Below are 14,698 nucleotides of genomic sequence, written 5' to 3'. Positions count from 1 at the left end.
TCCTTCAATCCGCGGTGAAATTCATAAAACAGAACAAACTGGTTGTTCTTTTTTTCGTTGCCGTTGCACTTCTTCGTCTTTGGAAAGTTCCCGAATTTTTCAGTTTCAACTTTGATGAAGAATACCAGGCAAGTATGGCATGGGAACAGGTAAAAGACTTTCATCCCATCTGGATTGGTGTCAGTGCCTCAAACATTGAGTATTATCTCGGCCCGGGATTTACCTATCTCAATGCATTTCTTTTCAAGCTCTCAAACGGAGATCCCGTCATACTGGCCTGGTTTTCATCGATACTCGGTCTTGTCACAGCAGGGAGTATTTACTACACAGTCAGAGATCTGTTCGGGAAAAAACCTGCATTGATTTCTATGACAATCTACGGTGCATCAGCATTTCTGAACTTTTTTGACCGCCGTTTCTGGAATCCCACTCCGATTCCGATCATCACGATCTGGCTTATTTACAGTCTGATAAAAGGACATAAGGACAGCCGTTGGTATTTGCTGACAATGGCACTGTATGCGGCTTTTTACCATGTGCACCTATCGCTCATGCTGTTTGTGCCGATTATTGCTGCCGTTTTATTTTTTGACAGGAAAAAGATTCAATTGAAAAAATGGCTAAGTATGGCGGGTATTTTTTATACGATAACTCTTCCGCTTCTTGTCTTTGATTTCGTCCACAACTTTGACAATATGCTCGGTCCTATCAAGTATTTATTTGACAAGTCTAGCGGGGCACAGGCGACCACGATGGCGACAATCAATGCGCATGTTCAGAGCATGCTGAACGCGTTAGGCAAAATCTGGTTTATGAAACCGGGAACGACTATTCAGGACGAACACTGTCTGAGTTCTCATTGTTCTATCTCCGAACCTCCGTGGATACTGGTTTTGGCATCTCTGATACTTCTTGGGCTTTTTATCCGAACTGCAATACAGAAAAAAGATCGTAAGCATATCGTTCTTTTGTCAGGAATCCTAACGTATGCCGGTGTTTTTACGTTTTATTCAGGATATGCTGCCGAATATTTTCTACTGGCCTGGTACGTAATGCTGAGTATTGCATTCGGGATCGTCCTTTCGAAGCTTCCGACGAAACTATACTTACCGATTCTGGCTGTTTTTGTCATCGCGAATGGGGTGCTTATGTATTCCTCGAAACAGGAACAGTACGGCCTTCTTACCCGCAAGCAATTGGTGAAGGAAATCATACCGCATATCGGAGATAAGCCGTTTGAGCTCGAGACATATGGGACAGATCCGCGAAGATATCACTCCTATGGTGGCTGGAGATTTTTATTCAAAGTATACGGTGAGACTCCGGAGAGAAGCTTCGCCGATGAATCATTCGGCTGGATTTATCCTGATGAATTAACAGGGGAAAAACCGGTATATCGTGTCGTTGTCACTGACACGATACAATACAAATCTGAGGAAAAACCGACATATTCAGTTAAAAGAGGAGCGTACTACGGGTATGTTTATGAAAATAAATAAGTATGTCCTGATAGGAGGGCTCATTCTTACAGGCCTTCTTATCATGCAGCTTCATAATGTTTTTTACCACCCTCCGGAAAGAGGTTTTGATGCGACGGGACATATGGCATATATCACTTATGTCCAACGGATTCACGCAATACCCACAGCAGCGGAGGACTGGGAATTCTATCAACCGCCTCTTTACTATCTTCTGGCATCACTCATGCCGAATCTTGTTTTAGTCAAATTCCTCGGTATTTTGGCTTACTTTAGTATATTGACGGCGGCATACATGCTCTATAAACATTACTTCAAAGGGCTGGAAACTACTTTGCTTGGCGTTCTTGTAGTCGCAACCTTCCCTGTACTTCTGTACATGTCACTTTCTATTGGAAACGAGTTTTTTTCGACAGCACTAATAACCATAAGCCTTGTCTATTATCTTCTTCACAGAAAACTGACCGATAAGCAAACAATAATCTTAGGGATCCTACTGGCTGCATCTCTGGCCTCAAAAGCAACCTCCTTAGTCCTTATTGCGGCAATAGGCATCGATCAGTTGCTGCTTAATAAAACATGGCATAAAAAACTGATTCCGCTTACGGTACTCATGATTACTACCATCGGTCTGGGTGGAGGATATTACATACGAAACTACATGATATATCAGAACCCCCTCATCACACCTGACAAACTTCCTGAGTTGTTCTTTTTTAAACAACAAATTGTTGAGCGTAACTTCCATTTTTTTACAACACTTCAGGGTTTTCTAACACTGGATCTATTCCAATCCCATCACTATTCATTTCTTTCGGGGACCTATTTTTCCTGGTTTTATGACGCACACAATGTCATAATCCCTGTGCAGGAATTTTCAAAAGCCGGAGCCTTGCTCATATTGCTTTCTATTCCTATATTCGTATATATCCTTGTAGGATTTGTACTGACTATGAAAGCATTTAAAGAAAAAGACAGAATTCTTGTGATTTATACGATTATGCTCCTCGGAAGTTATGTAGCCTACAACATTCATTTGCCTTACTACTCAACAGTAAAAGGATCTTTTATCATGAGTATGGCAGTTCCTTTGGGCTATTTCTTCTTGAGGGCCTGGCAAAAATATCAAATCAAACCGCCATATATGTATGGATATCTTTTTATATACACAGTCCTATTGATTAAAAATCTGTGGATTCTGGATTGGTGGTACTGAGATGCATCCCTATAGTAAAATTATAATATGAAACAAACGATTACCGCGATAATTCCGGCGAAAAATGAAGAGAAAAATATTGAACGCTGTATCAAAAGCTTGAGCTGGTGTGATAAGGTACAGGTTTTGTGGATGGGGGAGGATAAAACCGGTAAAATTGCAGAATCTCTCGGCGCGGAGGTAGTTGAGCGCAACAAGAAAGCTGAATCTGATTTTGTAGCGGTTCAGGAAAATATCAACTGGGCAATAAAAAATGCAACAACTGACTGGATTCTGCGAATAGATGCTGATGAAGCGGTCACGCCAGAACTCCAGCAAGAAATTGAAACGGTTCTTACTACTGACAACAGCCTACAACCTAACAACCTTCCCACCGCCTACGGTGTGCCGAGAAAACAGTATTTTATGGGGGAATTCCTGACCGGAGGGGACTGGGCATATGATAGACTGGTACGCTTATTTCGAACAGACGCTGCAAAATACGATCCGATTGTTGAAGTCCATGAACAGTTTAAAATCACCGGGAATATCGGTTATCTGCAGCACGCATTAGAACATTACTCCCATCCCACTTTGAAAGATGCCATACATAAATTCAACATTTATACCAGCATGGAGGCGAAGCACCTTCAGGTTTCAAGATTTACGGCACTTATGAAAATGATATTCCTGCCGCCATATATTTTCCTGAGATGGATGATATGGCACAAAGGCTTCAAGGACGGTACAAGGGGAGTGATCGCCGGTTTTTTGAGAGGATGGTATGATTTTCTGGTTTATGCAAAATATTTGCAGTTAGTTCTTCTTCCTGACTCCGACAACCTGAGTAAGTCCTAACGGAACACCTCCGATTGCTTCTTCAAATTTCAGAATTGAGTCAAGCACAAAGCGTACAAATCGACTCGGAATTGAATTGCTATAGCGCATTTTTTCATTGATCGATTTATGCAGGACTTTTTCATAAAAAGCATAGACAAAGAACCCGACGACATTCCATTGCGTGGCAAAAGCAATTTCATAATTCCTGTCATCCTCGGGCTTGACCCGGGGATCCATTCCTGAATTATTCCTGGATTCCCGATCGGAGTCGGGAATGACAAATGAACTGATTCCTTTATCAATCCTCTCCAATAGCACCTTCTGATCATATCTTCGAAAATGACCCCACATCTCATCCCGTTTGCCGTAAATCGCTGAATGTCCCGGTACCGTGATAAGAAGCATACCGCCGGGTTTGACAAATGACCACAAACCCTGGATTGCCCGAACATCATCTTTGATGTGTTCGATGACATCCGATGCGATCACCACATCATACTCTTCTTTTCCTTTGAGCTTGGTAATATCGCCTTGTTCGATCATATCTCCTTTCAATACAGGATCTTTTTTCATATTCGCGACCAGTTCCTTTTCAAGTTCATATCCTGCGACCTGAAATCCTTTTGTCTTGAAAAATTTGAGAAATAATCCGTTCCCCGCACCGACATCAAGAAGAGTAGGACATTTATCGTCATCCCGACCAACGTGGAGGGATCCCTCGACTTCGCTCGGGATGACATTATGCGTATCGGGAATGACAGCAAATGTACTTTTAATTTTCGAATACAAAAACCGTGCAAGATTCGTAATTCTGAGGTCATATTGCATGGAAGCAAGCTGATGTTGTTGAGATCCGAGATCTCGATCGGCATTATGAGGTGCGGTCATTTCTCTATTATACTCAAGTTCATACGATTTCATAATCGGAAATTTACCCTTATTTACAGGTCATTAGGTATAATATCCAGATGGAAACGGAAAAAAAACCGCCTATCGGAGAGGTCCATGTTAGCGGAGACATCTTTTTGACCCTGGAGCAACTCAATGCAATTCTGTGGTTCTATGGCAAAAATGCCACACTATCTGATGTCATCACAAGCATTACCGCAATGCCTGAAGAGGCAAGAGAGAATTTTATGGATCAGCTCGTCCTAAGACATCAAAATCCCGATAAACCGCCTCAGGAATAATTGTTATTTCTGTGCGATCTTCTTCTCGTACCGTTGGATATCGGCTTTCACCATCATATCAACCAGTCCCTCAAATGAGACTTTGGGTTCCCAACCGAGCTTGTTTTTGGCTTTGTCAACTTTTCCGCGAAGATGCGGTACTTCGGCCGGTCTCTGGAAACGGGGATCAGTTTTTACATATTGCTCCCAATTCTCAATACCTGCTGATTTGAAAGCGGCTTCGACAAATTCACGAACGGTGTGAGTATTTCCTGTTGCAACGACATAATCATCCGGTGTTTCCTGCTGGAGCATGAGATGCATAGCCTCGACATAATCTCCGGCAAAACCCCAGTCACGGCTGGAATCCATATTTCCGAGTCTGAGCTCATCAGCAAGACCGAGCTTGATCTGAGCGACGCCGTCAGTGATTTTTCTCGTGACGAATTGAATACCCCGAATCGGAGATTCATGATTAAAGAGTATACCGTTGCAGGTAAACATATTGTATGACTCACGGAAGTTCACGGTCATCCAATAAGCGTATACCTTTGATACGCCGTACGGACTGCGGGGATGAAACTGGGTCTCTTCTCCCTGAAAGCCGTCATCATTTGATAATCCGAACATTTCGGACGTTGAAGCCTGATAAAATCGGGCAGTCGGAGAGAAAAATTTGAGAGCATTCAACAGATACAGAACTCCGATTGCATTGACTTCTGTTGTGAGCTTGGCCTGCTCCCATGAAGAACCGACAAATGACTGAGCCGCAAGGTTGTACACCTCGTCAGGACGGATATTTTTTATGACATTGATAAGGGATGATTCATCAGTCAGATCACCCTCGACAAAATTGACATCTTTGGTGACGCCGACGTAGTCAAGATTCTCGAATGAAGGATTGGAGTACCGTCTGATAAGACCGTATACTTTGTACCCTTTTTCAAGCAATAATTTTGCTAAGTACGGACCGTCCTGTCCAAGTATTCCTGTAATAAGTGCTGATTTTGCCATATAACTTTGTAAATTCAATAATGAAACTATTATAGCAAGTTAATCCTGCTTTTGCCCTGCCTGTTTTTGCCGATTTCGCATCAAAACCCTTCCGTTTTCGAACACCTCAAGATCTATATTTTCCAGAACCAGAGGTTCATCACCGTTTTGTCCTAGGAAATTTTTGAAATCGGCTCCAGTGAGTTCAACAGGCGTATTCAGATGGGATTTCAATCTCACATTCCCACGCCACACAGCATCCGGACAAATAAACGCCCCTTCCATGTGAAGCATATCTAATCCGCGAATAGCAGCCCGTCCGAATGTCCTGCGTACGTTTTGAACATCAGCATAGTATCCTTTCTGTACAAGATCTCCTTCCATTCGGGGAATGTGACCCGGCCGCCGATTCTCAAGCATCCACGTATCAGTGTTTAACAGGAAATGATCCGAGCTGCTTTGCACCAAGAAATCGACCGGGAATTTATTCGGCGTGAATGTCTCATCACGATCCTGAGGATTAGTGTTGATAATTTTAAGGAATGCTTTTCCTCCCGATACTTCCTGCCAAATGCCTCCGATAAACTCATTATTCTGAACGGCTTCATTCAGTCTCAGGATAAGAGAACCGAGCGCACCCTCCAGTTGATCAAACTTTTTGCCGTTTTTTTCCTTTGTATTCAGCATAAGTTCGGGAGTGAGTAAAGCATCAAACGCTTCCGCAGTCATTTGATCACGCAATGCATGAAGGAACGGCCGAAGGACCGTTTCGTTCATGAGTGCCGTATTGGTATTGAAATATTGTTCACCTGAGGCATGGGTCCTATCCGAAGGAATAGTTTCACCTTGGATGTCCTGTGCAAGACCCAGCTGCATAAAGAGATCTGTCTGACCGGCTTTCTTTGCCTGGGCCAGCTCGCAGATATCAGGAGTCATTGATCCGTCTCCATGAACTTTTCCGCCGATAATACCGCCTTTCACGTCAGCAGGTGTCCTCGTTGTGGTAATCATGACAATACCGGCTTCCTCTGAGGTATACGCAACCATTTCCGGAGTGACGAAATTATTCGGTCCGTCACCGTTGAAGATTGACCGAACAGTCGGTACTCCCTGATCTTCTGCAGACATAATTTCATGCAACAGCATGACACCTGCCTGCCCGTGCCCTCCGGGAGCAACATGTTCCGTTGAAAACCGTCCTGCTGCCACATCCCATGAAGGCAGATCTCCCTGCTTGAGCCAGCGGCCATTCAGGATGTTGTGCTCCTGAAAATACGGTTCGTACTGATCATATACTGCAGCCATGGCTGGGTGACTGTCGTCATTGACAATCGGTGTCAAAGAAATTCCTCCATAACGACCGGCTTCCGCAATAATGCGATTGATTTTCACTTCAGCAATACTCATATATCCTATACTGCCATCGGCTTGCATATAGGGAAGATACAAATCAGTAGATTTTGATCCTTTTTTCCCGTGAAGAGCTTTTCTGTCAACAACATCTGACATCTCCTGCAGATAATCATCACGAATGACGCTTGACCCTAAGCCTGCATCCATCGGATGAAAACGGACATGCACGCCCTGAGCCGCATGCAGATAGTAATCCTGTCCTTTTAATAGCTCATACGGGACCACCCCAAGTACTTGTGCACGCTCGGATTCGGTCATAAGAGAAGAGGGGATGAAGTTCTCTCCTATTTTCACGTGCTTGTGCTGATGATCCCTTCTCTGGACATCGAGACCGTTGAAATATGCTCTGTCATGAGAGGCCAATTCCGATGTGATTTGAATATCCTGCTCCTGAAGTGCTGTTGACATAAGATATAAAAAACTTAAGATTGAAAGTATGATACTATATGAAATAACATTTGTGAATAGTGTATTTTTTTATCCTGTCAAAGTAGGAGGGATGAGAAGCAGGCAGTAAGTATTGATAGAAAAGGATAATTTACAAAAAAATACTATAAGATATCTTATTTTGAGGCTATTTTTTTCTTACAATTGATAATTTAGACTGTCACAAAAGCTCTTTGCTTATTTTTAAGCTCATTTAAAAACAGCAATTTCCGATTGACATATGAGTACTAAAAGTGTATGATAGTGTATGAAATTTGTTGTTATTTCATATAACATATGACAGAAATCAGAACAATAACTCCCCAGGAAATAACTGCGGGAACCAACGGAAACCATAACGGATATCATCCTGAATATGAAGTTCCCCAGCCTCTTGATGTAGAGGCTTTTTTGGAACGCCACCCGAATTTCGTACCCACACAGTATGACCCGCGTGTGCATGGTGTTGCCATTCAGCAATTCATGTTTCCGGGAGAAGTGACTGATGATACGGCTCTTGTTGATACTAATGTCGGGAACGGTGAGAGACTGTCATACAACGGGAAGTTTTCCCGATTCGAAGAAGAAGTAGCAGAACTTATTATGAGAACGGGTGTATACAATACTCCTGTCGGAGAAGACGGCAAAGGATACAATGTCGCAATCGAGGACCCGGAAGCCGCGGCCATCCGTCAGGCTTCACTTGAAGCGCTCCGAACCGCACCTATTGAAGTAATCGCTCCGTTTGCTGAAGAACCGGAATCTATTCAGGGAGTGATAGGATACTTGTCATCACGCGTCGGAATGGACAGAGTGCATCCTGTAGATGCAGGCATCCATGCCGAGTCAGGAGAACTCGCAAGAGAAACAGGTGCCAATGTATTGAATCAACAGAATATCCTCAAATACGTGGATCTTCAAAAACTTATGGATATTGGAGTGATTCCCCAGATCGACAAACTCAAAGGATCAAAAGGTCTGACTATGTTTGCGGGAAACCTTGCGCTTGCTGCCCAAGGAAAACTGGGAGGATATGTCGCATATCATGATACGGATATCGTAAACCCTGATGAATATGCCGCACTTGATTACCTTGGTATACCGTTTGCATTCCCTGTCGGGGAGATGAACGGAGTGTATATCGGACGAACCGGTGCAGGAAGAAATAACGAATCACTGCAGGGAGAAAATATGCATAACCTAAGTAAACGCAAATCTGCGGAAGTAAGAAGGATCGCACACAATTTTGCGCCGATTATGTGGCCTCTTACCGGAGAACGCATCGTCAAAGGTGATGTTATTGCGAATATGCCATGGCCTGTCGATATGAATATCGAAACGATGATAGACTTCACTCTTGCCGGCTTGAATGCCGAAGCGGGTGAACAGCGTTTGATGCAGGTCGCTAACCCGACTCAAAAAGAAGAAAATCGTGTCAGTACGGACCCGCGTGAATGGGGAATGATTTACGGTTGTGAAAAGTCACTCAGAACTTACTATGAAATGTTTGAAGACACGGGAAGAATGCCTCATCAATGGGGTGTAGAAGATGTTGCACGCTACAACAAAGACTACGGAAATTTCGGAGATAATGTCATGACAAAAGGTGAAATAGTAAATCAGCCGAATACTCTTCAACGCGTCGCTCGCGGAGTCATGATGCCGAGTATCAATCAGCTTATTGAGCTTGGTGTATTCGACATCGAAGGTCTCCGTCAGGAACTTATGCAAAGAAACTAAACTAATTTTTGCTTATACTATCCAATATATGAAACAAGATCTATCCCAACTCAAACTTGACGTCAAAAAGAACATGGCATACACAAAAGGTGCCATTAAACGCCGTGCCAACGGTGCTCTGAAATATGATTATCTTGTCCCCGGAGGCGTTTATGAAGAACAGTGGGACTGGGACGCCTTCTTCATGGGTGTAGCTCTCACATCCGAGATTCCGTCCGAAGCAATTTACCTGAAAAACTGGGCCTTGAATTATATTCTGAACGCACACAAAGACGGAAAAGTCGCAGGATGTATCACCAAAGACGGGGATGATCCGCGTTTGAATCATATGAAACCGTTTTTGGCACAAGGTGCATATATCGCCGCAAAAAATCTCGGAGATTTCTCATGGCTGAAACCGAACTGGTCTGCCATGAAAAAAGTCGTCATGTACCGGGAAAAACACCTTTGGGATAAAAAAAGAGGACTGGCGATGTGGCATGACAGTATGGAATCAGGTGCTGACAACAATGTGGCAGGACACCGGGCAGAGAGTCTCAAAGGCATGGAAAAGGAGCTCGGTACAAAATATGATGCTTTGAGAAAAGAACGGGGAGGATTTATAAAAGAAGACGTTAAAGACTATCCGAAAGGCACAATCGCTTTCCCGGACGTCAATTCGTATACCTACCTTGAATATAAGGCAATGAGTCTTATCGCAAAAAAGATCGGCAAGAAGAAAGATGCTGAGATATTTGCGGAAAAAGCAAAAACACTCAAAAAAAGCATTGAAAAATATCTCTGGAACAAAGAGGATGAGATCTACTACAGTCTGAATACAAAAACGGGAGAACAGATCAAACATATTAGTTTTTCATCGTTCCATCCGATGTTTGCCGGTATCACATCCCAAAAACAGGCAGATGCCATGATCAGCAGATATCTGATGAACGCGAAACACATGCTCTCCAAATACGGAGCACGAACTCTCTCAAAAGCTGACACTCATTACAACAATGTAAATATGCTCAAGCCTCACTCCAACTGGCAGGGACCGGTCTGGCCGATCGCAAACAATATTTATATGTTCGGCCTCATCAATTACGGTCATCAGGAAGAAGCTTTGGAGCTTGCAAAACGAATATCAAAACTCGTGTTATCAGATATCGACAAATCAGGCGGAATGCATGAGAACTATGATGCAGAAACCGGGGAGCCTCTGGCTGCACCGAATTTCGTCAGCTGGAACGTCCTGGTCTTGACCATGATTGAGAATGCTGAGAATATGAGCAATCCCTTCAAAATCTCATAAATACTAATTTATTTTCTCTATGACAGAACACATCGGCTATCGTGCCCCAACAACTTTGCATGACATAAAATCCGGAATTGAGCAATTACATAGCATCAGAAACCCTGATGTCGGTATGCCTCTTCCTGTGAAACTGTTCCATTTGTCACACAGCGCACCGAAAGAAGGAGCAACCCGTCCGGGTATTGATCCTTTGTTTGCTGCATTTGCGAAAGCGTCCGCTTTGGATATGCCGAATGTTGCTGTCAGTATGGCGGATCATTCCGATCCTTCTGCACAGGCTGAAGAATATACTGCCGAAAGACAGGCCATGAATATCACTTTAAATAGAGTACTGGAACGGACTCCCGGCTTTACTCAATCAAAAGAAGCTCATCCGCTTCTTGCCGGAATGACGACCGAAGAACTTATGAAACGTCACGGAGACACGGTCCATATTATGGCCTATCTCAATTCTCATGATGAAGCCACACGATCATCTCTTCGTCATATGGGCATCACTGATCCTGATGAATTTCTGGCAGCACAGGTCGATGAAACTGATTTGGAGGCTGCCGCATTTGTTGATGCGGCTGTCGGATCATGGCTTATAAATAATATTAAACCTCAGGATTTGCTGGTACGCGATGATTGGCCTCCTGCAAACGTCCATCGTGATTTGAAAGGGAACATGGTGCTTGCAGACATCGGGGACAATCACGGAATCGTCCCTTCATTGAAAGCGATACAGGGAATGCACCCGAAATTACAGGAATATCAGTTCAGACTCTTCGGTAACATGCTGACGGGAAACTCCGTCCTGGGTCTTCATACTGATCGTGATATACGAAATATTCTGGAGATTGCAGACCACTTATATATCCCAGAAGATCGACGGGCCGTAATGTATAAACGATATCTCATGCCTCCGAGCTTTATTGAATTCCGACCGACTGAAGAGCTCGGAAAAACTCCGGCTCCTTTTTTGGAAAAAGCAGTTCATGACGGAAAAGTGATCGCACAGGTTGTGGAACGGCTTGATCCGATAAAAGATGACTATACGGCTCTTTCTCATTTTGAAGCAATGATCCGTGAACTTGCCGGACATGAGCAGGGGAGAGAAGTATTGGAAAATCTCCGCATCGGGTGGATCGGCCGGCCGGCACGATTTCCTGAAGGATGGAAATCAAAAAGCATTTACGATGCATACACAGGCGGTATTTCTGCACGACTCGACAGAGTAAATGCATTATTTAGAGAAGTGATGCAGACTGAAGATGATTTTATTCTCGTACACCGCGATGCAGCGGGAAACTTGAGCGGTTATCAACACGACAAATTGAAAACTGAAGTGTATCCCTTCTCGGATATCACATTCCAAGTCGGACAGGAAGGACTTTGCCAAACTATCCAGGAAGGCGTTCTCACGAAAACTTTCGGTATGGGAACTCCGGGGTTGACTGTGGTCTCCGATCGCGTCGGTTTTGCCGAAAAAGCGACCGAACAAGGTCTTGAGAATACGCATGTCATTTCCGATATGAACCGCCCTGACGGCTTTATCAATGCATTTGTCAATGCATATCAGCAGGCTCTGGTGCTCAGGAACGGTAACGCGAATTTGCGCGATGCAATGACTGCACAACTCAAGGGATATTATGATACATTGTGTAAAGATACGTTCTACGGCACGGCTATTGATACATTAGTAGAAGTTGAACGATCAAAACAAAAATGAAACAAATCACTCTGAATCTGATCAACCGGAAATCAGTCCCGAAAGACAAACAACAACAGATTGAGTATATCCGAAAATATTACGGTAAAAGCATTTTAACCAATAAAAAGGATCACGGCCTGCAGTTCGGGTTACCGCATCCGTATCTTGTCCCTGACTGTGATTTTTTTACGGAATTTTTCTACTGGGACACGTTCTTTATGGTTGTCGGACTTCTGAAATTTAAAGAAGGAAAAAAGCTTGCGAAAGGAATCATACAAAATTTCACTTACGAAATAGAGCGTTTCGGTCGTATCCCGAACAACAACGCATATTATTCGCTGTCACGCTCTCAGTCACCGTACTTTGCACTTACGATCAAAGAGTATCTGAGGGTGTATTCGAAAGATATCAAAGCTCCCTGGATACAAAAAGCAGTACAAGCTGCCGAAAAGGAATACAACGACATGTGGACCTCAGATGATATCCGAAACGCCAATTACCGTACAGAAACAGGTCTTTCACGTCACTGGGATATTCACGGTGACCTGCATATTTTTGCGGAATACGAATCCGGCTGGGACACAACGAGCAGATTTTTGAATCGCTGTATGTCCATAAATCCGATTGATCTGAATTCGCAACTGTATCTATACGAAGAATTTTTTGAGTGGTATCACAAAGAGACAGGGGATACCAAAGCATCACAATCATGGAAAAAGAAAAAGCAGCATAGGAAAAAACTGATAAATGAATACTGCTGGAATGAGAAAGACGGGGTGTTTTACGACTATGATGTTGAAAATAAAAAGCAGACAGGATTCCTGTCATCAGCGTCGTTTTATCCGCTCTATGCCGGAATTGCGACAGAAGAACAGGCCGAAAGAACAGTGAGGAAACTTCTGAAAAGCCTTGATGCAGAAGGCGGTCTGGCAATCACTCAGAAAGTAGACAAAAAAGCATCATATATCAATCAGTGGGATTATCCGAACGGTTGGGCTCCGCTCATGTTTATCGCATACCACGGCATGAAGAAATACGGATTTGAAAAAGAGGCAGAAACCGTTAAAAGCAAATGGGTGGCATTATGCGACTATTGGTACAAAAAAGACGGATGTTTTTATGAAAAGTACAATGTCGCCGATATCAAATCTGACGTGATCTCCAAAACACCGCGGAGACGCGGTTTCGGGTGGACCAACGGAGTATATCTTGATTTTGTGCTGGAATAACTCAAACGACAATTCCTGCGCCTTCTGACGGCAGGAACGGGATGTATTCGAGTCCCGGGCCGTATGATGTATTCAGTTTCTGCTGAAATGAGTCCATGTGATCATTGCGGACCAGTGCAAGAGCAATGGCTGAAAATCCGCCTCCCATATTGCGCATACCTATGACTCCTTCAATCATTCTTCCCTCAGTAACAAGTTTTGTCAGTTCAGGCGTCTCAGCATCGAGTTCATACAACTCCAGAGCACTTTTTCCCGACGCTGTCAGGATCTCACCGAACCGCTCCATTTCACCGTTTTCAAGAGCGTGCACGGCATCAAGAACACGCTGATTTTCATATACGATGTGCTCCACACGCATTCTCATCTCAGAATCGGTTTCTTCAAGTTTATCTTTACAGCTTTCAAACTCCTGGACACTCACATCACGAAGTGAACTGACTTCTTTTCCGAGCATTTTAGCAAGAATCGGTACGCTTTTTTCACACTGTGCACGACGTGCAGGATATCCGCTGGTACCGAGATTGCGTTTTACATCCTTATCAACGATTACGACAAATGTCATGTCGTAGGCAGACAAGTCTGCAGGGATTTGCTTCATGTCTGAGATGGGCATATCTCCTTTCGGCTGAAAATCTAGGAATAATAAATGATCTTTCTGACATAATCCCGAGGATGCCTGATCCAAGAAGCCGCAGGGAATGCCGATGAGATCACCGTTTTCTGCTTTCTGACACATATGAGCTTTCTTCACCGGATCCATCTCGATGCCTGTCAGATGCATTATGCCCGTCGCAAGAGACAGCTCAAGTGCGGCGGAGCTTGAAACACCGCCTGAACTCGGAACATCACTGTCAATGAGGATATCCATACCCGGTAGATCAGGCCTCACCTTTATAATTTCACGGAGTACGCCTTTGATGTAGTTTAGCCAGTTGCCGTGCTCACCCTTTTGCATCCCGTCAAGTGAAAACTCAGCCGGTTCTTCAGCATATCCTGCTGATGCGACACGGATCATGCGGTCATCCCGTCTGGCAAGCATAGTGACCGTTTTTCTTGCGATAGCGGCAGAAAGTGCATATCCGCTGTTGTAATCCGTATGATTACCGATAATTTCCGCCCGTCCCGGTGCCTGAGAGATGACTTCAGGGTCTTTGCCGTAGAGAGTCTTAAATGTTTGTTTTGCCTGATCAACGTTATTCATAGAGTGAAATAATTGTTAAATATTGAT

Annotated in this window: 12 protein-coding genes; 8 read left to right on the top strand and 4 right to left on the bottom strand. The window is 43.8% G+C overall.

The window, feature by feature from the left end:
• Positions 1-14: 14 nt before the first annotated feature.
• From IPM65_04895 to IPM65_04885, 3 genes are read left to right on the top strand one after another with little or no spacing between them, the layout of a single operon-like run.
• Positions 15-1,499 carry a glycosyltransferase family 39 protein gene (locus IPM65_04895; protein QQS43461.1) on the top strand — a complete coding sequence of 495 codons (1,485 nt, stop codon included), beginning with the start codon at positions 15-17 and terminating at the stop codon, positions 1,497-1,499.
• Positions 1,486-2,694, top strand: coding sequence for a glycosyltransferase family 39 protein (locus tag IPM65_04890; protein ID QQS43460.1), 1,209 nt, complete (start codon positions 1,486-1,488; stop codon positions 2,692-2,694). Before IPM65_04895 ends, IPM65_04890 begins: the two co-directional genes overlap by 14 nt.
• A 27-nt stretch (positions 2,695-2,721) precedes the next feature.
• Positions 2,722-3,531, top strand: a complete 810-nt coding sequence (locus tag IPM65_04885) for a glycosyltransferase family 2 protein (protein ID QQS43459.1) — start codon at positions 2,722-2,724, stop codon at positions 3,529-3,531.
• Here IPM65_04885 and IPM65_04880 read toward each other — a convergent pair.
• Complete coding sequence (locus IPM65_04880; protein QQS43458.1) at positions 3,490-4,434, bottom strand: class I SAM-dependent methyltransferase; 945 nt, start codon at positions 4,432-4,434, stop codon at positions 3,490-3,492. The two genes, IPM65_04885 and IPM65_04880, sit on opposite strands and share 42 nt — an antisense overlap.
• Positions 4,435-4,481: 47 nt before the next feature.
• Between IPM65_04880 and IPM65_04875 the strand changes: the two genes are divergently transcribed.
• Positions 4,482-4,703 (top strand): hypothetical protein, encoded by a 222-nt coding sequence (locus IPM65_04875; protein QQS43457.1) that lies wholly within the window; start codon positions 4,482-4,484, stop codon positions 4,701-4,703.
• 3 nt (positions 4,704-4,706) lie between these two features.
• Here the strand turns inward: IPM65_04875 and IPM65_04870 are convergent, their stop codons facing one another.
• Positions 4,707-5,696 (bottom strand): GDP-mannose 4,6-dehydratase, encoded by a 990-nt coding sequence (locus IPM65_04870; protein ID QQS43456.1) that lies wholly within the window; start codon positions 5,694-5,696, stop codon positions 4,707-4,709.
• Between the two features lie 39 nt (positions 5,697-5,735).
• Positions 5,736-7,496, bottom strand: a complete 1,761-nt coding sequence (locus IPM65_04865) for a hypothetical protein (protein QQS43455.1) — start codon at positions 7,494-7,496, stop codon at positions 5,736-5,738.
• A gap of 315 nt (positions 7,497-7,811) precedes the next feature.
• Here IPM65_04865 and IPM65_04860 point away from each other — a divergent pair, with 315 nt between their 5' ends.
• The 4 genes from IPM65_04860 to IPM65_04845 are packed head-to-tail and all read left to right on the top strand — an operon-like array spanning position 7,812 to position 13,470.
• Positions 7,812-9,254 carry a hypothetical protein gene (locus IPM65_04860; protein ID QQS43454.1) on the top strand — a complete coding sequence of 481 codons (1,443 nt, stop codon included), beginning with the start codon at positions 7,812-7,814 and terminating at the stop codon, positions 9,252-9,254.
• A gap of 28 nt (positions 9,255-9,282) precedes the next feature.
• Positions 9,283-10,545, top strand: coding sequence for a hypothetical protein (locus IPM65_04855; protein ID QQS43453.1), 1,263 nt, complete (start codon positions 9,283-9,285; stop codon positions 10,543-10,545).
• A 19-nt stretch (positions 10,546-10,564) separates the two neighbouring features.
• Complete coding sequence (locus IPM65_04850; GenBank protein ID QQS43452.1) at positions 10,565-12,259, top strand: hypothetical protein; 1,695 nt, start codon at positions 10,565-10,567, stop codon at positions 12,257-12,259.
• Entirely contained in the window at positions 12,256-13,470 is a 1,215-nt protein-coding gene (locus IPM65_04845) for a hypothetical protein (protein ID QQS43451.1), read from the top strand. Before IPM65_04850 ends, IPM65_04845 begins: the two co-directional genes overlap by 4 nt.
• A 1-nt stretch (position 13,471) precedes the next feature.
• Here the strand turns inward: IPM65_04845 and galK are convergent, their stop codons facing one another.
• On the bottom strand, positions 13,472-14,671 hold the full coding sequence (gene galK / locus IPM65_04840; protein ID QQS43450.1) for a galactokinase: 1,200 nt from the start codon (positions 14,669-14,671) through the stop codon (positions 13,472-13,474).
• Between the last annotated feature and the right edge of the window lie 27 nt (positions 14,672-14,698).

This window comes from Candidatus Roizmanbacteria bacterium (assembly GCA_016700135.1).
Classification (GTDB): domain Bacteria; phylum Patescibacteriota; class Microgenomatia; order UBA1406; family GWC2-37-13; genus UBA1450.
Note: the sequence above shows the minus strand (reverse complement) of the source record. Positions and strands in the feature narration are given on the sequence as shown.

Excerpts from the sequence above, each read along its gene's own strand:
- IPM65_04845 (QQS43451.1), top strand. The coding sequence starts at position 12,256 with ATGAAACAAATCACTCTGAATCTGATCAACCGGAAATCAGTCCCGAAA.
- IPM65_04890 (QQS43460.1), top strand. The coding sequence starts at position 1,486 with ATGAAAATAAATAAGTATGTCCTGATAGGAGGGCTCATTCTTACAGGC.
- IPM65_04860 (QQS43454.1), top strand. The coding sequence starts at position 7,812 with ATGACAGAAATCAGAACAATAACTCCCCAGGAAATAACTGCGGGAACC.
- IPM65_04885 (QQS43459.1), top strand. The coding sequence starts at position 2,722 with ATGAAACAAACGATTACCGCGATAATTCCGGCGAAAAATGAAGAGAAA.
- IPM65_04880 (QQS43458.1), bottom strand. The coding sequence starts at position 4,434 with ATGAAATCGTATGAACTTGAGTATAATAGAGAAATGACCGCACCTCAT.
- IPM65_04875 (QQS43457.1), top strand. The coding sequence starts at position 4,482 with ATGGAAACGGAAAAAAAACCGCCTATCGGAGAGGTCCATGTTAGCGGA.
- IPM65_04855 (QQS43453.1), top strand. The coding sequence starts at position 9,283 with ATGAAACAAGATCTATCCCAACTCAAACTTGACGTCAAAAAGAACATG.
- IPM65_04865 (QQS43455.1), bottom strand. The coding sequence starts at position 7,496 with ATGTCAACAGCACTTCAGGAGCAGGATATTCAAATCACATCGGAATTG.
- galK (QQS43450.1), bottom strand. The coding sequence starts at position 14,671 with ATGAATAACGTTGATCAGGCAAAACAAACATTTAAGACTCTCTACGGC.
- IPM65_04870 (QQS43456.1), bottom strand. The coding sequence starts at position 5,696 with ATGGCAAAATCAGCACTTATTACAGGAATACTTGGACAGGACGGTCCG.
- IPM65_04850 (QQS43452.1), top strand. The coding sequence starts at position 10,565 with ATGACAGAACACATCGGCTATCGTGCCCCAACAACTTTGCATGACATA.